Raw genomic sequence first — 19749 nt, 5'->3', positions numbered from 1 at the left:
GCACAGCTCACAGTCTCGCCACGCCACCGCCCGACGCGAACACGCGATCTTGGGCGACGCCTGGAAACCCGCCCGTTTAGAGCGTCACGCTGCCTTGGATCAGGGTGGCGCACACGCCGCCGACCCAGACCGTTCCGTCCGGCTCGGCGCTGACGCGAATCGATCCCGCGCGGCCGACGCGGGCGCCTTGCGACACGCGGAACGAGGAGGGCGCCTCCCCGGCGCGGATGAGCCATTGCGCAACGGCGGCGTTCAGGCTCCCGGTCACCGGGTCCTCGGCCACGCCCATGGCGGGGGCGAAAGCGCGGATCTCGAACGCGTGCTCCCCTCCCTCCGGGTACGCGCCGAGCACCCCGATTTTGGCCGTGGGGATTTTCGAGAGGTCCGGCTCGATCCCGAGCACCTCGTCTGCGGACGAGAGCCGCACCACCGCCCAGCCTGGCCCGTTGTCGACCCATTGGTGGGCGACGATCTGGTCCCGCTCGATCCCGAAGGCCGACGCGAGGGCGGCGAGGTACGCCTCGTCCAAGGGGCCGCCGCGCAGCGTGGGCGGGGCGGCGAACGCCAATGCCCCGCCGTCCTCGCGGACCTCCACCAGGCCGACTCCGCACTCTTGCACGAGGCGGCCCGCGCTGCGGGGAGCGCCCCCGCTCTCGAGCCACGCGTGCGCGGCGCCGAGCGTCGGATGCCCGGCGAAGGGCAGCTCGCCGACGCGGGTGAAGATCCGCACCCGGTAATCGGCCTGCGAAGTCGTCGGCGGGAGCAGGAACGCGGTCTCGGACAGGTTGGTCCACCGCGCCAGGCGCGCCATGTCTTGCTCGGCGAGCCCGTCGCCGTCGAGCACGACCGCCAGTGCGTTGCCGAGGCACGTCCCGGTCCCGAACACGTCGACTTGGACGAAACCCCGGTCGCGCGTCACTGCCATGCGAGCAGCCTATACCGCCGCCGTGGCCTCATCGCCCCATGGCGCAGCACGGGGCGGCGTCCGGGTCAGGGGCGGCCGAGCGCGTGCAGGATGTCGGCGGCCGTGGCGTTGTGCCCCTCGGGGGTGGGGTGCAGGGCGATGGGCGCGCCCGAGTGGGATCCGTCGCCGCGCACCCATGGCTCGGCGGAGCAGACCCCGTGGTCGCCATGCGCGTTCACATCCACATACTGCGACGCGCTTTGCGCGGCGGCGGCCTTGAGCGCCTCGTTGGTCCGGGCTTGCAGCCCGTCGATGTACGCGGCGTCGTCGGCGTTGTACACGCCCCAGGCGTCGCACCAGGCGCTCCCCGCGCGCAGGTAGCCCACGAAGAGGACCTTCGCGTTCGGCGCGATCTGATGGATTTGCGCCGCCGCCGCCGCGGTCGTGTCCGTGACCCGCTTCATGAACTCGCCCATGTCCGCCAGCTGCGGCGTGCCCTCGACCTTGGCCTGGCAGTTCCCTCCGCTGCAGCCTCGGAACAACACTGCGGAGAGGGTGTCGTTCGACATGCCCATCGTGATCGTCACCAAATCCGTGTCCGGGGTGATCGAGTCGGTCAGAGCCGTCGGCTGCCCGCCCCATCCGAGGTCGCCGGGCACCACGGAGGTGAGGCCGGGAGTGGTGCCGCCGCTGCAGCTGAGGTCCACGAACGCCGTGCCTCGCTCAAGGCCGTAGGCTTCCGAGACTTTCGACGGGTAGTTGCTGAACGAACGGCGGCACCATCCCGACGGGTCGTCCACTGGGTCCTGGAACGGCGCCGACGCGTAGGAGTCGCCGAACGCGACGTACTTGCGGACCTGCGCCGGGACCGGGGTCGCGGCCGGGTCTGCGGGAGCCGGGGCCGGTGCGGGCGCAGGAGCCGGTGCGGCCGGGTCTGCCGGAGCAGGAGCCGGTGCGGGGGCAGGCGCCGGAGCCGGAGCGGCCGGGTCTGCCGGAGCTGGAGCGGGCGCCGGTGCGGGCGCAGGCGTGTCCGCAGGAGAAGCCGGAGCCGGTGCGGGCGCAGGCGCTGGGGCGGGAGGCGGGGGCAAGAAGGTGACCTGGGGATCGCCCGTCGCGGCTGGCGGCGCGGGAGCCGGCTCCGGGTCGGCCTTGGCCAATGCTCCGCAGAAGACACCGACCAGGGACAGCGCGCAGAGCGCCTTCATGACAACAGGTGGATTCATAGAAGGCACATAGTAATCTCTCGCCGGTCGCAGAGCCCTTTGCTCCAGCAAACTCACGGGAGACACACAGGATGAGGGAGGATCAGAAATCTCCCCGGTTGTCAAGGCCGCTTGCGCGCAGACAACCAAGCCTGCCACGCGCAAGACGGCTCGTGCGCCGGGCCCTGCCCTGCCTAGGGTCGAATGTGACAGATTCTCGGCGCTCGCGCGGAGCCAACGCGAAACGCGCGCCCGACGGCCACGAAGAGAGGCGCTATGCCGGAGAAGACCTCCACCCTCGCGCTCCACGACGGACAAAGCGCCTGACGCGGTGTCCACGACAGTCCGCAAGGCGGTTGCCGCAGACGCCGTCCACGTCCATCAACTGCTCCTCGGCTCGGCGCTCTGCAGCGCGAACCTGCCGCTGCACGTGCGAGAGCGGCTGTTCCGGCCCGTGTGGGGCGGCGGCGAGGACCATTTCGGCTATCTCGTCGAGGACGGCGACGAGGTCGTCGGATTCCTCGGCACGATGTTCACCGCACGCGAGGCCGCAGGAGCGACGCACGTGTTCTGCGAACTGCACAGCTGGCATGTGCGGGAAGGGCTCCGCGACGAGGGCGTGCGGCTCTTCGAGCTGGCGCTGTCCGCCGAGCATGCCACCTTCTTGCATCGCGCGCCGTCCCCGGAGGTGTACGAGATCAGCAAGAGGCTCGGCTTCCAGGACGTGGAGACCGACGTCCTGGTGATCAGCCCCGACCCGGTGCCGCCCTCTTGCGGCGGCAAGAATCTGATCACCTCGGACAAAAGCACGATCATCGACCTGCTCGGCTACGCGGACCAGCGCATCTTGAAAGACCATGAAGACCTCGACTGCGAGCACTTCCTCATCCGCCGCCCCGACGACTCGGAGCAGCTCTACGTGATCCTCAAGAAGATGTGGCGGAGCCCGTCCGAGCCGTTCGGGCGCGTCCTGTACTGCAACGACGCGGACAGGTTCGCCGAAGCGCTCGACGAGCTGAGGAACATCTGGTGCCATCATTTCGGCCTGCAGTGCCTCGTGGTCGACCGGGACCTGCTCAAGGCTTCCGAGCGGGCGCCGTTCACGGCCGTCCATCCCCGGCCTGTGCCGTCGGTGTTCAAGTCGAAGGCCCTGAGCGCGGACGACGTGCGCGTCCCGCTCTACACCGAGTCGCTGCTCACCGGGCTCCCTCTGCATTAAGCGCGCCTCGGATCTGCGCGCGCAGCCGGAGCCAGTCGGGGTCCCCGTAGGCCCTCGGCCTCGGAGCGGTCGCCGCGAACTCGCCGACCGTCCTGGCCGGGCGCGGCGAGAACACCACGACCCGGTCGGCGAGCTTCACCGCCTCGTCCACGTCGTGGGTCACGAGCAGCACTGTGAACTTGTTGGCCTGCCACAAGCCGAGCAGCTCGTCTTGCATGGTCTCCCTGGTCAGCGCGTCCAATTTCCCGAACGGCTCGTCCATCAGGAGCACGGCGGGGTCCCCGACCAGCGCCCGAGCCAACGCCACCCGCTGCGCCATGCCGCCGGAGAGCTGGGCCGGGAACGCGTCGGCGAAATCGGCGAGGCCCACCCTGCCGAGCGCCTCGTCGACCAGCGCAGCCTCCTCTTTCTGCCTGCCGCGCGCCTGCGGCCCGAGCGCGACGTTCGCGCGCACGGTGCGCCATGGCAGCAGCGTCGGGTCCTGGAAGACCACCGCGCGGGACGGGTGCGGGCGCCCGACCACCCGCCCGTCCGCGTACACGGCGCCCTGGCTCGGGCGCTCCAGCCCGGCGGCCAGCCGCAGCAGCGTCGACTTCCCGCAGCCAGAAGGACCGACCAGCGCCACAAGCTCCCCCGGCTTCGCCGAGACAGAGACATGGTCGAGCACGGCGGCGCCCTGCCCCGGGTACTGGAAGCTCACGTCCACAATGTCGAGCGCCTGGCCTACCACCGCACCAAATCCTTCTGCCAGCGCAGCGCCCTCGACCGGATCCGCAGCAGCAACGTCATCAAGCCGCCGCAGAACACCACCATGAGCAGGATCGCCGCGTACATGGCCGGGTACGCCGACCAGCCTTTCTGCCACAGGATGAACCAGCCAAGCCCGCTGTTCACCCCGAAGTTCTCCGCCACGGTCAGACTCACGAACGAGACGCCGAGCCCCATGAAGAGCCCGGTGAAGATCGAGGGCAGGGCGCTCGGCAGCGCGATCCGGAAGATCTGGAAGGCCGTGCTCGCGCCGAGGGTCTGCGCCACGTCGTAGTAGCTGCGCGGCACGCTCGCGACTCCGGCCCTGGTCAATACGGAGACCGGGAACCACACCGCCAGCGCGATCAGGAAGACCGCGCCCGAGTACGAGGTCGGGAACAGGACGAAGATGATCGGCACCCAGGCCAGCGCGGGCACCGGCCCGATGAACTGGATGACCGGGTGCAGCCAGTAGTCGGTCCGCCTGGACCAGCCCATCGCCGTGCCGGTGAGCACGCCGACAGCCGCGCCGAGCAAGAAGCCGAGCACGAGCAGCCGCAGCGAGCTCGCGAAGCTGTCCGCCAGAAGCGCCCGGTACCGCCAGAACTGGGCGAGGAGGTCTTGGGGCGCGGCGAAATACGGCGGACGCGCCAACCCCGACTTGGCGGTGGCGAGCTCCCAGCCGAGGAACCAGAGCCCGACGAGCGCCGACCACGGCGCGGCAGAGCGCAGCCGCGCCGCGAAGACACTGCGCAGCCGCGCCGAGCAGACGGCCACGGCGGACAGCGCCGCGAAGAGCCCGGCTGCGGCCGTGAGGAACGCCGTGGCCCGCGAGTCGACGGCCAGCGCGTCCGGAGCCGCCGCCGTGACCACGCCGCCGACGGCCCACACGACCGCAGCGACGACGGCGGCTACCAATCCAGTCCCAGATCCCCGTACACCTTGTCGGCCAGCTTCTGGGGATCGGTGCCGGGGTTCAGAAAGCCGGTCTTGGCGAATTTCTCGATCCCAGGGATGAGCGCGGGCTTGAGCTTCTTCGCCGACGGGTGGAAGCTGTAGGTGCTCAAGGCGCCCTCGATCTGCTCGCGCGTGCCCGCGACGTAGTTGCGGCTCGCCTCGATGTCGGCGGTCTCGTGCAGGTTCGCCTCGCTCTCGCCGATCCACCTGCTGCCCTCGGCCCAGGCGGTGACGAGCTTGCGGGCCACGTCTGGCTGCTTGCGAACGAGGTCGCCGTTGAGCGCCGTCGCGCAGCAGTACTGCTCCGCGTTGTGCCCGTGCCTGTTGTCCGAGAGCACAACGGCCTGGCCGCTCGACACCGGCAGCAGCGCCACGGGGTCGGAGGCCGCGATGGCGTCGATATCGCCCTTCTCCAGCGCTTTCGGCAGCGCGTCGTCGTCGTAGACGACCCATTCGACCTGTTTCGCCTCTGGCGAGGGGGCGATCCCGGCTTCGAGGAGGTCGAGCGAGAAGAAGTTGAGCGCGGAGCTCTGCAGCCCGCTCACCCCGATCTTCTTGCCGCGCAGCTGCCCGACTGCTTTGATCGGGCCGTCCTTGCGCACCACCAGCCGGAGGCACCCCTCGTGCAGCCCCGCGACGAGCTTGACGTTCTGGCCGTCCTCGATGGGCTTGAGCCAGGAGAAGAAGATCCCAGGAGTGCCCGCGTATTTGCCGGATCCGACCGCCGCATGGGTGTCTTCCTGGCCGCCGACTTTCGACAGGGCCACTTTGAGCCCCTCCTTGGCGAAGAACCCTTTCTCGTACGCCACGTACAGCGGCGCCTCGCACACCCCGCCGCCGTGGGCGAGGCGCAGCTCGACAGTGTCTTTGCGCAAGAACCACCAGCCTGCTCCGCCGCCGAGGGCGGCGAGCGCGCCCACGCCGAGCCCAGCCGCCGTGAGCGCTTTCCGCCTCGACCAGCCTGCGGCGGGCTCCGGGTCGGAGCCTGCGCCGCCCACCACCGCGCCGCTCGGCAGGACCGTGCCCTCGGCGGGCACGGTGCTCTGAGAGTGCTCGGACGGCGCAGTGCCCTCGGACGGCACAGTGCCCTCAGACGGCGCAGTGCCCTCGGACTGGTCAGGGCTCTCGTGCGCCCCTTCGTCTCTCTCGCTCATGGGTCCATGAGGCCACCGATCCGAGGCGCGGTCAAGGGGGCCGGTCGCGGGATCGGAGCCATCGGGCGAGCGCTGCGGCGTTCGGGCAAGTTTGGATCGCTCTGACCGTAGCCGTCGAGAATCCGCCGGGACCGGCCCGGCGGCGCCCGGCAGGCCGTCTGGCCGCGCAGGTCTCGACAACCCCGGCCCGGCAGGGTTCGCTCTAGCATCCAGCAGGATGAAGACCGATGTGGCGATCCGGCCCCCGACAGCGGGCGCCGCCGACCAGCCTGGGCCGAGCCTGCGCGCGGTCGCGCTGAGCTGCATGGTCGGGACCACGGTCGAGTGGTACGACTTCTACCTCTACGCCACAGCCGCCGCGCTGGTCCTCAAGCCGCTGTTCTTCCCGAATATCTCGCCGACGGCGGGCGTCCTCGCGGCGTTCGCGACCTATGCCGCCGGGTTCGGGGCCCGCCCGCTCGGGGCGGTGATCGCCGGGCATCTCGGGGACCGGGTCGGGCGCAAAGCGGTGCTCGTCGGCGCGCTGCTGCTCATGGGGGTCGCCACTGCGGCCATCGGACTGCTGCCGACCTACGCCGACGTCGGCGTGCCCGCCACGGCGGCGCTCGCGGCGATGCGGGTGCTGCAAGGCCTGGCCGCAGGCGCGGAGTGGGGCGGAGCCGCGCTGCTCGCCGTGGAGCACGCGCCGCCCGGCCGCCGCGGCCTGTTCGGCAGCTTCACCCAGCTCGGCTCCCCCGCCGGGATGCTCCTCGCCTCCGGGGTCTTCGCCCTCGTGCGCGTCGCGACCGGCCCCGAGGGATTCCTCGCCTACGGCTGGCGGATCCCCTTCCTCTCCAGCGTCGTCCTGGTGGCGGTCGGGCTGGCGATCCGCCTGCGCCTCGCCGACGCGGCGGTGTTCGGCAAGCTGCGCGAGCGCGGCGAGCTGGTCCGCCTGCCGGTCGTGGAGGTCCTGCGGACCCAGCGCCGCGAGGTGCTGCTCACCACCGGGCTCCGACTGTCCCAGATCGCGCTGTTCGTCCTTTTGACCACGTACTCGCTGACGTATCTGCAAGGCAGGTTCGGCAAAGACAGCCAAATCGGCCTGGTCGCGGTCTTGGTCTCCTCGGCTGTCGGGCTCGTGAGCACGCCCGCCTGGGCCGCGTTGTCCGACCGGATCGGCCGCCGTCCCCCGTACCTGTTCGGAGCCGTGGCCGGGGTGCTCGCCCTCGCGCTGTTCTTCGCCGCCGCCGAGACGGGGTCGAAGCTCGCCGTCGTGCTGGCGATCGTGGTCGGGGTCAATGTCGTGCACGACTCGATGTACGGGCCGCAGGCAGCATGGTTCGGGGAGTTGTTCGACACCCGGGTGCGCTACAGCGGCGCCTCGCTCGGCTACCAGGTCGGAGCGGTCCTGTCGGGCGGGTTCGCCCCGCTCGTCGCGGCCGCGCTGGTCGCCGCCGACCACGGGCGGCCGAGACTCGTCCTCGGGTATTTCGCCGTCCTCGCCGCGCTCACGTTCGCCGCCGCGCTCGCGGCGCGGGAGACGCACCGCGACAGCATCGGGGAGGACGCGTGACCAGGATCTATCTCAACGCCTTCGACATGGCCTGCGTCGGGCACCAGGCGCCGGGGCTGTGGCGGCATCCGGACGACCAGGGGCACCGCTACCGCGAGCTCGGCTACTGGACCGAACTCGCCAAGATCTTGGACTCCGGCGGGTTCGACGCGCTGTTCCTCGCCGACGTGCTGGGCGTGTACGACGTGTACGGCGGCTCTCGGGACGCTGCTGTCGCGGACGCGGCCCAATTCCCGGTCAACGACCCCACGCTGGCGGTGTCCGCGATGGCCGCGGTGACCGAGACGCTCGGCTTCGGCGTCACCGTGTCGCTCACCTACGAGCAGCCCTATGCCCTCGCCCGGCGGCTCACGACGCTCGACCACCTCACCAATGGCCGGGTGGCGTGGAACATCGTGACCTCCTACCTGGACAGCGCCGCGCGAAACCTCGGGCTCGACGCGCAGATCCCGCACGATGAGCGCTACGACGTCGCCGACGAGTACCTCGAGGTCTGCTACAAGCTGTGGGAGGGCTCCTGGGAGGACTCGGCAGTGGTGCGCGACCGGGACCGCGGCGTGTTCACCGACCCGGCGAAGGTGCACGACATCGGGCATGAGGGCCGGTATTTCACCGTGCCGGGGCCGTTCTTGTGCGAGCCCTCCCCGCAGCGCACGCCGGTGTTGTTCCAGGCGGGCTCCTCGTCGCGCGGCGTCCGGTTCGCCGCCGCGCACGCCGAGGCGGTGTTCGTCTCCGGGCCGACCCCGCAGATCGTGCGCGGCCCGGTGCGGGCGTTGCGCGCGGCCGCCGCCGAGCAGGGGCGCGACCCCCGCGCCATCAAGGTGTTCACCATGGCGACCCCGGTCGTCGCCGAGACCCACGACCTCGCCGTGGCCAAATTGGACGAGTACCGCCGGTTCGCCAGCCATTCGGGCGCATTGGCGCTGTTCGGCGGCTGGACCGGGGTCGACCTCGCGGATCTGGACCCCGACGAGCCGCTCCGCCATGTCGAGACCGAGGCAAACCGCTCGGCGCTGGCCTCGTTCACCAAGGACTCGGACCGGGTCTGGACCACGAGGGAGCTGGCGGGCGAGCTGGGGATCGGCGGGCGCGGCCCCGTCCTCGTCGGCTCGCCGGAAGAAGTGGCGGACGAGTTGGAGCGCTGGGCCGACGAGGCCGATGTCGACGGCTTCAACCTGGCGTACGCCACCACGCCGGGCACCTTCGCCGACTTCGCCCGGCTCGTCGTGCCCGAGCTGCGCAAACGCGGACGAGTGCCGCAGGAGCCCGAGCGCGGCACCTTGCGAGAGCGTCTCGGGTCGGACGGCCCGCTGCTCCCCCTCAGCCATCCTGGGGCCGCGTACCGCCGCTAGCGCGCGGCGCGGAGACGGCCTAGACGGCCTGCTCTGATTCGAGCTTCTCGACGTCCTGGTGGCGCACCGGGCAGGACGGGAACGTGCCGAGCTGCGCCACCTGGAACCCATTGGGATAGCTCTGGACCGACGGCATCTGCCGGGAGTAGTACGGCTGCTTGCGCGGGGGCAGCAGCCGGACGAAGCCCGAACGCAGCCGCAGCGCCGCCACCGCGACCGTCTTGGCGAACGCGCTGGGCCGGGGGTAGTGGAACGCGTCGGCCAAGCGGTCGTCCATCAGCCCGAACGAGAACCAGCGCACGAGCGCCTTCGGCGCGTACTTGTTGGGCGGCAGCTCGGTGAGCAGGTTGAGCGTGCCGTCCGCCACCGCGCGAGTCTTCTCCGTGTAGGCGAAGTTCGCCGCCTCGTAGGAGTCGAGCAGCGCCGAGAACTCGGCGTACGTCTCGGGGATCCCCTTGATGTTCATCCGCTTGCCCAGCGCCCGGTAGTAGTTCGTGATCCCGTCCGTCTCGACGTCGGTCAGCTTCCGCCAGCCGTAACTGTTGATCCACTGCACCGGCATCACCACGAATGTCGCCAGCACGTACAGGAAGTCCGCGTTGCTGATGTCGTACGACCCGTGCATCTGGTTCATCCGCCGCACGGCCATGCGCCCCTCCTCCGAGGCCATGCCGTGCTCCACGACGGCGTCCAGGATCAACACCGTGTCGTCGTAGCGCTTCTGCGTGCGCTTGGTCAGCTCGGCGGTGTCGTAGAGCAGGTCGCCGATCGACGGCACCGCGTAGGTGCGGAACAAGGCGAAGCTCAACGCTTGGACGGTGTCCCAGGGGAACTCGTGCGCGACGAGGAGCCGGGCTATTTCCTCATAGTCGGTTTCCGGGTCGAGAGCCGAAATGCGGTCGCGCATGGCGTAACGGGACATACAGCGAGATTATCAGTGTTATGCAGCACCTAGCAAGCTAACTTCGTGATTCATCGCACTAATCTTTGGGTAATATCGCCGCCCCATCGCGAGCGGGTGTACGCGGGCCGCGGCAGCCCGAGGTGCTCGCGCAGTGTCGTCCCTTCGTAGTCGGCGCGGAAGAGGCCCCGGCGGACCAGGATCGGCACGACCTGTTCCGCGAACAGCTCGAACTGGCCGGGGAGCCCCGAGGTGCTGACGATGAACCCGTCCGCCGCGCCGAGGGCGAACCAACGCTCGATCTCGTCGGCCACCCGCTCGGCAGATCCCACGAACCGGGCCCCGAACGCGGTGAGCGTGCGGTACAAGAATTCCCGCACGGTGGGGTTGCCGGCAGTGGCGAGGTGCTTGTACCCCGCCAACGCGGTCTGATGCGTCTCGGTGGTCTCGGGGAAGGCGGAGGCGGGGACGGGGCCGTCCAAATCCGCGCCGACCACGTCGACGTCCACCTCGAGCAGCCAGCCTGCCTGGAACTCGGGGATGAAATGCTCGTAGACCGTCCGCTCGACGGCCTCGGCCTCCGCGTCCGTCGAACCGACCACCACCCCGAGCGACGGCGTGATCAACGGGACCACGGCCCGGCCCGCCGCGCGGGCTTGGGCGCGCAGCGCGTCGGCGAAACTCGTGGCCCGACCGGCGTCGGTCTGCCCGGTGAACACCACTTCCGCGTGTTTGGCCGCGAACGCCCTCCCAGTCGCGGACGACCCTGCTTGGAAGACCACCGGCTCGCCTTGGCGCGACGGCGCGGCGCCGAGCGGCCCTCGCACCCGGTGGTACTCGCCGTCGTGGTCCGCGACGTGGATCTTCGCGATATCGCTGTACACCCCCGCCCGGCGGTCTTCCACCACGGTTTCGGGCTCGAAGGAATGCCACAGCTCCCTGACCACGTGCAGCGTCTCCTCCGCGAGCCGGTAGCGCTCGTCATGCGGCAGGAAGCCCCGGTCGCCGAAGTTCGACGCGGCGGCCTTGGCGAAGCTCGTGACGAGGTTCCACCCGGCGCGCCCCGCGCTGAGATGGTCGAGCGAGAGCAGCTGGCGGGCGAGGTGGTAGGGCGGCTGGAACGTCGCGGACCCGGTCACCACGAGCCCGAGGCGCTCGGTGACCGCGGCGAGGAACGAGGTGGCCGTGAGCGGCTCGAAGTCCTCCGTGGCCTTGTGCGCCCAGGTCGCCTCGGGGCCGAAGTTCAGCCCGTCGGCGAAGAAGATGGCGTCGAACTTGGCTTCCTCGGCGGTCTGGGCGGTTTTGACCAATGCGCGCAGCCGGTGCTCGGGGCCGTTCTCGACGCCCGGCAAACGCCAAGCGCCGCCCGAGCGCACATTGCCGAAAGCGAGCAGGTGCAGTTGGCGCGACATGGGTGCTCCTAGAAGTTGGTGCCCGCGAAAGGTTGCGAGCCGGTGGCGAACAGGGCGTCGGCGCGGACAGCGGCCCCCGCCTCGCGCTCGACGGCCCTGCCCGCCCTGACGAGCTGGCGCCAGGTGGCTCCGCCGAGATACAGCGACGACAACGCGGCCACGTCGAGCGACAGCTCCGGTGCGGCCTTGGTGCGCGCGGCCTTGTCGGGGCCGACGATGTACCGGCCCGCGTTGCGCTCCAGCACGGAGTCGGCGACCTCGACGACCACCGGGCGGGCTTCCGCGTACCGGCGCGCGCCGAGGGCGGCCTCGACGTCGACCAAACGCAGCCACGTCTCGTCGCGCGTCCCGACGACGGCAACGCTTCGCGGGTCGTCGACCAGGTGGCCGAGCGGGTCGTCGACCGGGCGCGGGCCCAGTTCGACGACGTCGACCAGGTCGAGGCCGAGCAGATGGCCGACCAGCGCGCGGTAGCCGTCGTCGCTGTGGGCGACGAGGTCGTCGACTTTGACGACCCGCTCGTCGCTGGCGAACCATGCCGCCGTGCCCAGCGGCCGGTACCGCGCGTACCCGTCCGCGTGCCCAACCGTGTACGGCGTGACCGGATCCGCGGCTTCGAACAACGCCCTCAGCCGCCACCATTGCGGCGGGCGGGCAACCGCGCCCGTCCAGGACGCGCGTTCGTAGATCGCGGCCAACCGGTCTGGAGAAGCTGCCGAGTCGAGCAGCTCCACCGGGCCGTGGTCGAACGCCGCATGCGGCGCGGCGCGCCTGCGCCGCACCCGGTATGTCGAGCTCGTCGTGGCAACGCCGTAGCCGAACCTGCGGTAGATCGCCCCTTCCGAGGCGCGCAGGCTCGCCACGACCTCGCCCCGCCGCGCGATGTCGTCGAGCTGCCGGGCCGCCAAAGCGGTCAGAATGCCCCGCCGGGTGTGGGTCGGCAGCACGCCGATGTGCGTCACCGCCGCGTGCGCGACCCTGCCGCCGCCGGGGACCACGAGCCAACTGGTGTACGAGTTCGCGCCGCCGACGATCGCACCGCGCTCGAACGCGCCGAGGTAGCGCCCCGGTTCGACCAGCTCCTCGACGCGCGCCCCGCCGAGCGCCGGGAGCCCGACCATGGCGCGCCAGAAGACCGCGAAGGCCCGCTCCCGCTCGGCAGGGTCGTCGAGGAACCGGATGTCGACGGGAGCGGTCATGGCCGCTTCCCCTGCGCTTCCTTCCCCTGCGCTTCCTTCCCCTGCGCTTCCTTCCCCTGCGCTTCCTTCCCCTGCGCTTCCTTCCCCTGCGCTGCGCCCCCTTGGGTGGCCTCGACGGCCCTCGCGATGGCGCGGATATCGCGCGGCGCGGGCCATTCCCCGGTCAAAAGATGCTTGCCGATCTCGCGCTGCCGATACGGCAGCGGGTCGTGCGTGGTGTGGGTGCGGGCATTGCGCCAGTAGATGTCCAGCCCGACGGAGTTGGCGGTGGACCGCGCCCCGGTGGCTTGGTAAATATTGTGCGTGACATCGAGCGCGACCTCGGTGGCGACGGATTTCGCCTGGTCCACGCGGATGGCGAGCCCGCCCCAGTCCTCAGCGGCCAGCCGCTCCCCCGCCGCGAGCGAGCGCTCGAACTCGGGGGTCGTCGCGTCGGCGAGCGCGGCTGCGGCAGCGATCTGCGCCGACAGCCGTCCGAGCAATTGCTGGTGGTACGGGTCGTCGGCCGCCGCCGTCGACTGGGCCTCCGGCCAGGGCCGCCCCTTGTCCCGGACGTAGGCGACCGCCGAGGCGAGCGCGCCTTCGGCGATCCCGACGTACAGATGCGCGAAAATCAGCTGGCTGAACAGCGTGCGCAGCCCGTCGCGCCGTTCACGGTCCCCGTCGAATCGCGCCAGCCCGCTCAGCACCTCGTCGTCGCGCAGCAGCACATTGTCGAACTCGACGCTGCCGCTCGCGGTGAGGCGCTGCCCGAGGTTGTCCCAGTCGTCGTTGAACTTCAGGCCCTCTCGGTCGCGGGGAATGACCGCGTTGACCGGCTCGTCGCCGTAGAGCAGCACCGTGACGAGGTCGGCGACGGCGACCCCGGTGGCGAATGTCCGCTTCCCGGTGACGCGGTAGCCCTCGCCCGTTCGGACGACGACGATCCCTGGGTCGCGCGGGTTGCTGACGCTCCCCTGGAACCAGCCTCGCTCGCCGACGCCCCGCTCGATGCGCTCGCGCTGCTCGGGCGAGCCGAGGATATGGGTCCACACCCCGTTGGAGTAGTGGTACAGCAGCAGTTGGCCGATGGAGCCGTCCGCCGCCGCGACGATCCGTCCGAGCTTGAGCGCCTGGCTCAAGCTGCCGCCCGCGCCGCCGTGCTCGCGCGGCGCGGCGAAGGACAAGAGGCCGCTCTCGCGGAGCAGACCGATCTCCGCGACCGGGTTCTCGTTCGCCCGGTCCCTGGCCAACGCGGTGGCGGCGAGCTCGGCTGCGGCCCGCTCGGCAGCCGCCCGCCACGTCTGGAAGTCCTCGTCGCCGACGCCCCGGTACGCGGTCGTGTCGGTTCGTGCTGCAACGGCCATCAGACCAGCGCTCCTTCGTCGTGCCGTGGGCCGGGGGCCGTTTTCGGACCGGGCGGACCGCTTGCGGGCTCCCGACCGCCCGCACGGAGGACTTCGAGGATCCCCAGCTCCGCGAGCCGTGCCTGCTCCGCCTCGGAGAGCGTCTGGACGGAGCCGATCCGAGCCGCCGTCTCGGGGCGGCGCAACCGCAAGTACCAGTACCGGGACATGCCCGCGAAGAGGATCGCGGCGAAAATGAGCGGCAAGACGTTGAACGGGAACGCGGGCGCCGGATAGAAATTGCTCAGGACCACGTAGCCGATCGCCAACGCCGCCGTGGCCGAGACCACGAGCTTCGCCGTGGTCAGCGCCCTGATGCGGTACAACCAGATCGGGGTCGCGACCACCACGAGCAGGTAGCTCGTCAAAAAGCCCCAATTGGCCACGTAGCCGCCGTACACGTCGAACACGAGCCGCCCGACCGAGATGAGCGTCGCGGTAGTGGAGAAGGCGGCGGCGATGGCCCCGATGAGGAAAATGCCCGCGACCGGAGTCTTGTGGGACGGATGGACCCGGGTCAAGAACGCGGGCAGCGCGCCCTCGCGGGCCAAGGTGAACAGCCCTCGGGAGGCAGAGTTGATCACGGCGGTGACGAAAACGACGAACGCGACAGTCACCGCGAGGCCGACCGGGTAGACCGCCCACCCGACACCCGCGTTCGCCGCGACCTGGGGCAGGATCGCGCGGTCCCCGTCGACGCCCCGGAACTGGAGGATCTGCGGATACGTCGCGACAATGTACAGCGCCCCGATGATCAGGACCACGCGCAGCAAGGAGCGGGCGATCGTCCGGTGCGGGTCGCGGGACTCGGCGCCGAGCGAGGCAACGCTCTCGAACCCGGCGTAGGAGCCGACGGCCGTGACGGCGGCGATGAAGGTCGAGCTGTTGCCCAAATGCGCGGGCGAGAACTGCTCGACATCGAGGCGCCATCCGTAGCTCGTGTACGAGGCCGCGACGATCAAAAAGATGAGCGCGACGGCGACGACCTCGAAGACCAGCTCGTACTTGGCCGAGATCGACACCCCCCGGTACGGCAGATAGACGGCGACCGCGACGACGACCGCGACCAGCGCGAGCTTGAACCACGTGGCTTCCGAGCGGACGCCGACAGACTCCAAGAACGACTCGAAGTACAGCACCCCGCCGAGCGTCCCCGTTGTCGCGAACCCGATGTAGCCGACGAGGAGGCTGAAACCCGCCGCATAGCCGAACCCCGGGCCGAGGCCGTTGCCCGCGTACGTGCCCAGCGATCCGGAGGACACCGTCCGCCCGGCCTGGAAGCTGATGGTGGCCGCGACCAGGACGACTGCCGCCAGCCCGACGACCGCCGCCAACGCGGCGCCCTTGCCCGCCGCGACGAAGAGCGAGAACGGGACGGTTGCGATGGCGACACTTGGCGCCGCCGCGGCCAGGCCCTGGGCGAACACCCCCCACGAGCCGACCGCGTCCTGTTCGAGCCCGCCCGAGCCCGCTTCGCGCAGTGAGCGGCCGTTGACGGCGAATTGTGGAGCAGACATGCGCATGGCCTTTGCGTTGGACGGATCGAGCACCCCGAACGCGGGCGAACGGGCCGAGCCCGCCGCCCGCTCAGCTACAGTCCAAGCGCATAGGCACAAGTCTCTGCGGAGTCTCGGCGCACGTCAACGGCCAACCCGGAATCGCCGCTCGCCACCTGCGCGGACTTTTCGGCCCTCGCCGCGCAGAACTTCGGCCTCAGCCTTCCGCGCCGAGCCTCAAGAACGGCTGCGCCTGCTCGATCTCGTGCGCGAGCTCCAGCAGCATGCGCTCGCTGCCGCGCCTGCCGCTGAACATCGCCCCGATCGGCAGGCCCTCCGCGCTCCGTCCGAGCGGCAGCGAGATCGCCGGGGCGCCCGCCGCGTTGTGCAGCGGGGTGAACCCGGCGTAGTCGCTGAGCTTGGCCAAGAGCTCCTCGGGGTCCTGGTCCGGCGTGAGGAACCCGATGCGCGGCGTGACATGGGTGAGCACTGGGGTGAGGATGACGTCCACCTGGCCGAAGCCGCGCTCATACACTCGTCCTGCCGCCGCGAGCCGGGCCAGGAACAACGGGGCCCGGTACGCGCGCCTCGCGAACCGCCGGGCCAGTCCGAGGGTCAGCGGGTCGAGCCCGTCCGGGTCGAAGCCCTCGAACATCTGCCGCCCCCCTTTCGCGATCGCGAACGCGAGGAACGACCAATAGTCCTGGAAATCGGTCTTGAACGAGGACAGCAGCGGCGGCGAGAACGGCTCGACGACATGGCCGAGCGACTCGAGCAGCGCGGCGGCGCGCTCGGTCGCCGCGCGGGTCTGCGGGTCCGTCGGCGGCGCGAGCGGCGAGTCGACGCACACCCCGACGCGCAGCCTCCGCGCCCCAGGCCCCTCCACCCTGCCGATCGGCTGCAGCCGAGGATTGCGATAGGACTGCTCCGCGGCCTCGAAGAAGCGCGCGCAGTCGCGGACGCTGCGCACCAGCACCCCGTTGACGACCAATTTGATCGGGGCCGAGTCGCTCGACGGGTCGCCAAGGAGCCGCCCCCTGCTTGCCATGAGCCCGACCAAGCCGCAGGCCGCAGCGGGGATGCGGATCGAGCCGCCGCCGTCGTTGCTGTGCGCGATCGGCAGCACGCCCGAGGCGACGAGCGCGGCCGAGCCGCCCGAGGAGCCGCCGGAGGAGAAATCCGTGTGCCAGGGATTGCGGGTGACGAATCCTCCGGACCGCTCCGTGCTGGCCGACCAGCCGTACTCGGGCAGCGAGGTGGACGCGATCGGGATGACCCCGGTGTCGAGGAACTGTTTGGCGAACGGGCCGTCGAAGGCCTTCGGGATCGGCGGGATGGCGGCGGAGCCCATCGTGAGCGGCAGGCCCGCGACGTGGATGTTGTTCTTGACCGCCGTCGGCACGCCGCCGAACGCGCCGCTCGGCCGCTCGGCCTGCGAAGCCCGGCGCAACGCCCGCTCGAAGTCCTCGAACTCCACCGCGTTCAGTCGGGGGTTCGCCCGCTCCAGCCGAGCGATTGCCGCCGCCACGCATTCCTTGGCGCTGGTCTCGCCCGAGGCGATCCGCTCGGCGACCCCGGTCGCGTCGAGGTCGCCGAGCGCGTCGTCCGTGAACGCGGACACGGTGGCGGACAAGGGGGCTTCGGCCATATTCAGTCTCCTAATACTGTGCTCAAGTAATCGTTGGCGAAGACCCGGCTCGGGTCGAGGCGCTCGCGCGCCGAGAGGAAGTCGTCGAATCGCGGGTAGCTGCCGCGCAGGTCGGCTGCCGTCCGGTTGTGCATCTTGCCCCAGTGCGGGCGCCCGTCGTAATCGCGCATGATCTGTTCCACCGCCGCGAAGCACTCGGCAGGGTCCTCCCTCGCATGGCGGTGGACGGCGATGTACGCGCTCTCGCGCCCGTGCGCGGTGGACAGCCAGTTCTCGTCCGCCGCCGCCGTGCGCACCTCGACCGGGAAGCCGATCCGCCAGCCCCGCCCGTCGAGGAGTGCCCGCACCCGGGCGAACGCCGCCAGCACGGCCTCGCGCGGGATCGCGTACTCCATCTCGCGGAAGCGGACCCTGCGGGGCGAGACGAACACGCGGTCCGAGCGGTCGACACGCACGCTGCTCCCGGCGAGCCTGGCCACCGCGCGGTTGAGGGACGGGACGGCGGCGGGCACGAGCGACCCGGCGCCGCAGACCGCCCCGAAGACGGCGTTGTTGAGGATCTCGTCGCGCGCCCATCGCGAGATCCGGCCCGGCGGCGTGAACGGCGCGCCCGCCGGAAGCCGCGTGTTCGTCCGCGTCAGCGCGACCTGCGTGTGCGGGAACCAGTAGAACTCGAAATGGTCCGCCGAGGCGACCCGCTCGTCGAAGCCGTCCAGGACGTCGGCGAGCGGCTCTGCCTGGTCCTGCGCGCGCAGCTGGAAGGCGGGGACGCATTGGAGGGTCACATCCACGAGGACCCCGAGCGCGCCGAGCCCGATCCTGGCCGCCAGGAGCAGCTCCGTGTGCTCGGCCTCGTCGACGCGGAGCGTCTCCCCGCTCCCCGTGACCAGCGTGAGCCCGACGACCTGCGTCGCGAGCCCGCCGAACGCGCCGCCCGTCCCATGCGTGCCGGTGGCGATCGCGCCCGCCACCGTCTGGCGGTCGATGTCGCCCATGTTCGCCATGGCGAGCCCGCGCTCGGCCAACAGCCCCGACAGCTGCCACAGCGGCGTGCCTGCGGCGACGGTGACACGGCAGCGCCGCAGGTCGGCGTCCACCAGCCCGGCCATCGCGCCAAGGTCGAGCAGGATCTCCGGCGCGACGGCGATCCCGGAGAAGCTGTGCCCCGAGCCGACCGCTTTGACCCGCGCGCCGCGCCGCGCCGCGTTGGCGACGACCTCGCAGACCTGCGCCGTGTCCAGCGGACGGACGATCTCGCTTGGCCGCGCCGACTGGGTCCTCCCCCAGTTCTGCCAGAGCCGGTCGCTCATAGGAACACCTTTCCCTCGCCTCGATACGTGGGCGCCCGGCCCGCCAAGGCTCCGCCGCGCACCAGGGCGAACGTGTCGACGTGCTCGCTGATCTCGCCGGATTTGCCATGGCGCAGCCACACCCGGTCGCCGACTGCCAACCCCTCGGCCCCATCCCCGGCCACCGGGGTCTGCACCTCGCCCGCCATCTCCCCCGGCACGAGGCGCAACCCGCTCGGCCACACGGGCAGCGGGACCCGGTCCGCCCCCGGCGGCCCGGAGGCGATCCAGCCGCCGCCGAGCAGCGTGGCGGCCCTCGGCGCGGGCTTGCGCACGACCGGGAGCGCGAACGCGGCGGCGGGCGCGGGGCGGAACGCGCGGTACGAGTCGAACAACAAGCCGCCGAACAGCCCGCTCCCCGCCGCGAGCTCGGTGACCGACGGGTCGGACGAGGTGTATTCCAGCGATCCGGTGCCACCGCCGTTCACGAACGCGAGATCGGCCTCCGCGCGCACGGCGGCGACCACGCGCGCCCTGCGCTCGAGCAGCTCGGCCTTCGAGCGGCGCTGCACCCAGCGGATCACCGCCGTTCGTGCCGCCCGGCCGTGAAGATCGTCGCCCTGACCCGCGATCTGCGCCTCGTACGCCATGATCCCGACCAACGCGAAGCCAGGCCGGGCGACAATCTTCGCGGCCAGCTCGCGCGCCTCGTCCAGCGTGTGGACCGGGGACCGGAGCACTCCGACATGCTTGCGGCGGGGCGAGCGCCACGAGGCGTCCACGTCGAGGCACACCCGGACGACCTCGCGCCCTCGCGGAGCCGCGACCTGGTCCACCGCGTCGAGCTGGTCGACGGAGTCGACCATGAGCGTCACTCTGGCGGCCAGTTCGGCGGATCCGGCGAGCCTGCCGAGCGCGGCCCGGTCCGTGCTCGGGTACCCGACGACCACATCCCCGATGGGCGGATGCTCCGCGTCGCCTTGGGCGAGCCACAGCGCCTCGGGAAGGGTGTAGGCGAGCACGCCCGCATATCCGGGCAGCGCGAGCACCGCGTCGAGCACGGCCCGCGAGCGCACGGATTTCGAGGCCACCCGGATCGGCTTGCCGCCTGCTCGGCGAAGCATGTCGTGCGCGTTGTGGGCAAGCGCGTCCAGTTCGAGGACTCCGAGCGGGGGGTCGAGCTCTCGCGTGGCCGCCGTCAGCGACGGCCAGTAGCGCTCTGGGGACTCCCACGCGCCGGGGGTCTCCGGCTTGTGGGACAAGTCGACAGCCATGACGTCGATTCAACCGCACGGGCCTGGCCCAGCGCCAGGGGTAGCATAGTCACAATGG

The 19749-nt window shown here is 71.0% G+C and carries 15 protein-coding genes and 1 pseudogene; 3 read left to right on the top strand and 13 right to left on the bottom strand.

Translation table 11 applies throughout. From position 1 onward, the window contains the following. Positions 1–76: 76 nt before the first annotated feature. Together ACRC20_RS05065 and ACRC20_RS05060 are read right to left on the bottom strand one after the other, a co-directional pair. Positions 77–925, bottom strand: coding sequence for a PhzF family phenazine biosynthesis protein (locus ACRC20_RS05065; protein WP_438685253.1), 849 nt, complete (start codon positions 923–925; stop codon positions 77–79). Between the two features lie 65 nt (positions 926–990). Continuing rightward, on the bottom strand, positions 991–2127 hold the full coding sequence (locus tag ACRC20_RS05060) for an SGNH/GDSL hydrolase family protein (protein ID WP_438685252.1): 1137 nt from the start codon (positions 2125–2127) through the stop codon (positions 991–993). Positions 2128–2437: 310 nt separating this feature from the next. On the opposite strand from ACRC20_RS05060, the gene ACRC20_RS05055 reads away from it, so the two are divergent. Next, complete coding sequence (locus tag ACRC20_RS05055) at positions 2438–3325, top strand: hypothetical protein (RefSeq protein ID WP_438685251.1); 888 nt, start codon at positions 2438–2440, stop codon at positions 3323–3325. Here the strand turns inward: ACRC20_RS05055 and ACRC20_RS05050 are convergent. From ACRC20_RS05050 to ACRC20_RS05040, 3 genes are read right to left on the bottom strand one after another with little or no spacing between them, the layout of a single operon-like run. Then, complete coding sequence (locus tag ACRC20_RS05050) at positions 3303–4055, bottom strand: ABC transporter ATP-binding protein (RefSeq protein ID WP_438685250.1); 753 nt, start codon at positions 4053–4055, stop codon at positions 3303–3305. The genes ACRC20_RS05055 and ACRC20_RS05050 overlap by 23 nt on opposite strands. Next, complete coding sequence (locus tag ACRC20_RS05045) at positions 4049–4990, bottom strand: ABC transporter permease (protein ID WP_438685249.1); 942 nt, start codon at positions 4988–4990, stop codon at positions 4049–4051. The genes ACRC20_RS05050 and ACRC20_RS05045 overlap by 7 nt, the downstream gene beginning before the upstream one ends. Continuing rightward, on the bottom strand, positions 4984–6183 hold the full coding sequence (locus ACRC20_RS05040; RefSeq protein WP_438685248.1) for an ABC transporter substrate-binding protein: 1200 nt from the start codon (positions 6181–6183) through the stop codon (positions 4984–4986). Before ACRC20_RS05040 ends, ACRC20_RS05045 begins: the two co-directional genes overlap by 7 nt. A gap of 304 nt (positions 6184–6487) precedes the next feature. Here ACRC20_RS05040 and ACRC20_RS05035 point away from each other — a divergent pair, with 304 nt between their 5' ends. Together ACRC20_RS05035 and ACRC20_RS05030 are read left to right on the top strand one after the other, a co-directional pair. Beyond that, complete coding sequence (locus tag ACRC20_RS05035; RefSeq protein ID WP_438685263.1) at positions 6488–7735, top strand: MFS transporter; 1248 nt, start codon at positions 6488–6490, stop codon at positions 7733–7735. After that, complete coding sequence (locus ACRC20_RS05030; protein WP_438685247.1) at positions 7732–9087, top strand: LLM class flavin-dependent oxidoreductase; 1356 nt, start codon at positions 7732–7734, stop codon at positions 9085–9087. Before ACRC20_RS05035 ends, ACRC20_RS05030 begins: the two co-directional genes overlap by 4 nt. 19 nt (positions 9088–9106) lie before the next feature. Here ACRC20_RS05030 and ACRC20_RS05025 read toward each other — a convergent pair whose 3' ends face one another. The 8 genes and pseudogenes from ACRC20_RS05025 to ACRC20_RS04990 form a co-directional block, all read right to left on the bottom strand. Beyond that, positions 9107–10009 (bottom strand): oxygenase MpaB family protein, encoded by a 903-nt coding sequence (locus ACRC20_RS05025; protein WP_438685246.1) that lies wholly within the window; start codon positions 10007–10009, stop codon positions 9107–9109. A 50-nt stretch (positions 10010–10059) separates the two neighbouring features. Beyond that, positions 10060–11400: an NtaA/DmoA family FMN-dependent monooxygenase gene (locus tag ACRC20_RS05020; protein WP_438685245.1), complete on the bottom strand. Its 1341-nt coding sequence runs from the start codon at positions 11398–11400 to the stop codon at positions 10060–10062. A gap of 8 nt (positions 11401–11408) precedes the next feature. Beyond that, entirely contained in the window at positions 11409–12599 is a 1191-nt protein-coding gene (locus tag ACRC20_RS05015; RefSeq protein WP_438685244.1) for a GNAT family N-acetyltransferase, read from the bottom strand. Positions 12600–12697: 98 nt separating this feature from the next. After that, positions 12698–13945, bottom strand: a pseudogene (locus ACRC20_RS05010) (acyl-CoA dehydrogenase family protein); the annotation flags it as partial. Beyond that, on the bottom strand, positions 13945–15501 hold the full coding sequence (locus tag ACRC20_RS05005; RefSeq protein WP_438685243.1) for an APC family permease: 1557 nt from the start codon (positions 15499–15501) through the stop codon (positions 13945–13947). The pseudogene ACRC20_RS05010 and the gene ACRC20_RS05005, both read right to left, overlap by 1 nt. A 196-nt stretch (positions 15502–15697) precedes the next feature. Further along, complete coding sequence (locus tag ACRC20_RS05000; protein ID WP_438685242.1) at positions 15698–17128, bottom strand: amidase; 1431 nt, start codon at positions 17126–17128, stop codon at positions 15698–15700. Between the two features lie 2 nt (positions 17129–17130). After that, positions 17131–18438 (bottom strand): D-arabinono-1,4-lactone oxidase, encoded by a 1308-nt coding sequence (locus ACRC20_RS04995; protein WP_438685241.1) that lies wholly within the window; start codon positions 18436–18438, stop codon positions 17131–17133. Continuing rightward, complete coding sequence (locus ACRC20_RS04990) at positions 18435–19691, bottom strand: alanine racemase (protein ID WP_438685240.1); 1257 nt, start codon at positions 19689–19691, stop codon at positions 18435–18437. The genes ACRC20_RS04995 and ACRC20_RS04990 overlap by 4 nt, the downstream gene beginning before the upstream one ends. Between the last annotated feature and the right edge of the window lie 58 nt (positions 19692–19749).

It is taken from the genome of Segniliparus sp., assembly GCF_051660745.1.
Classification (GTDB): Bacteria; Actinomycetota; Actinomycetes; order Mycobacteriales; family Mycobacteriaceae; genus Segniliparus.
The sequence above is the reverse complement of the archived record's forward strand: the minus strand, read 5'-3'. Positions and strand labels throughout refer to the sequence as shown.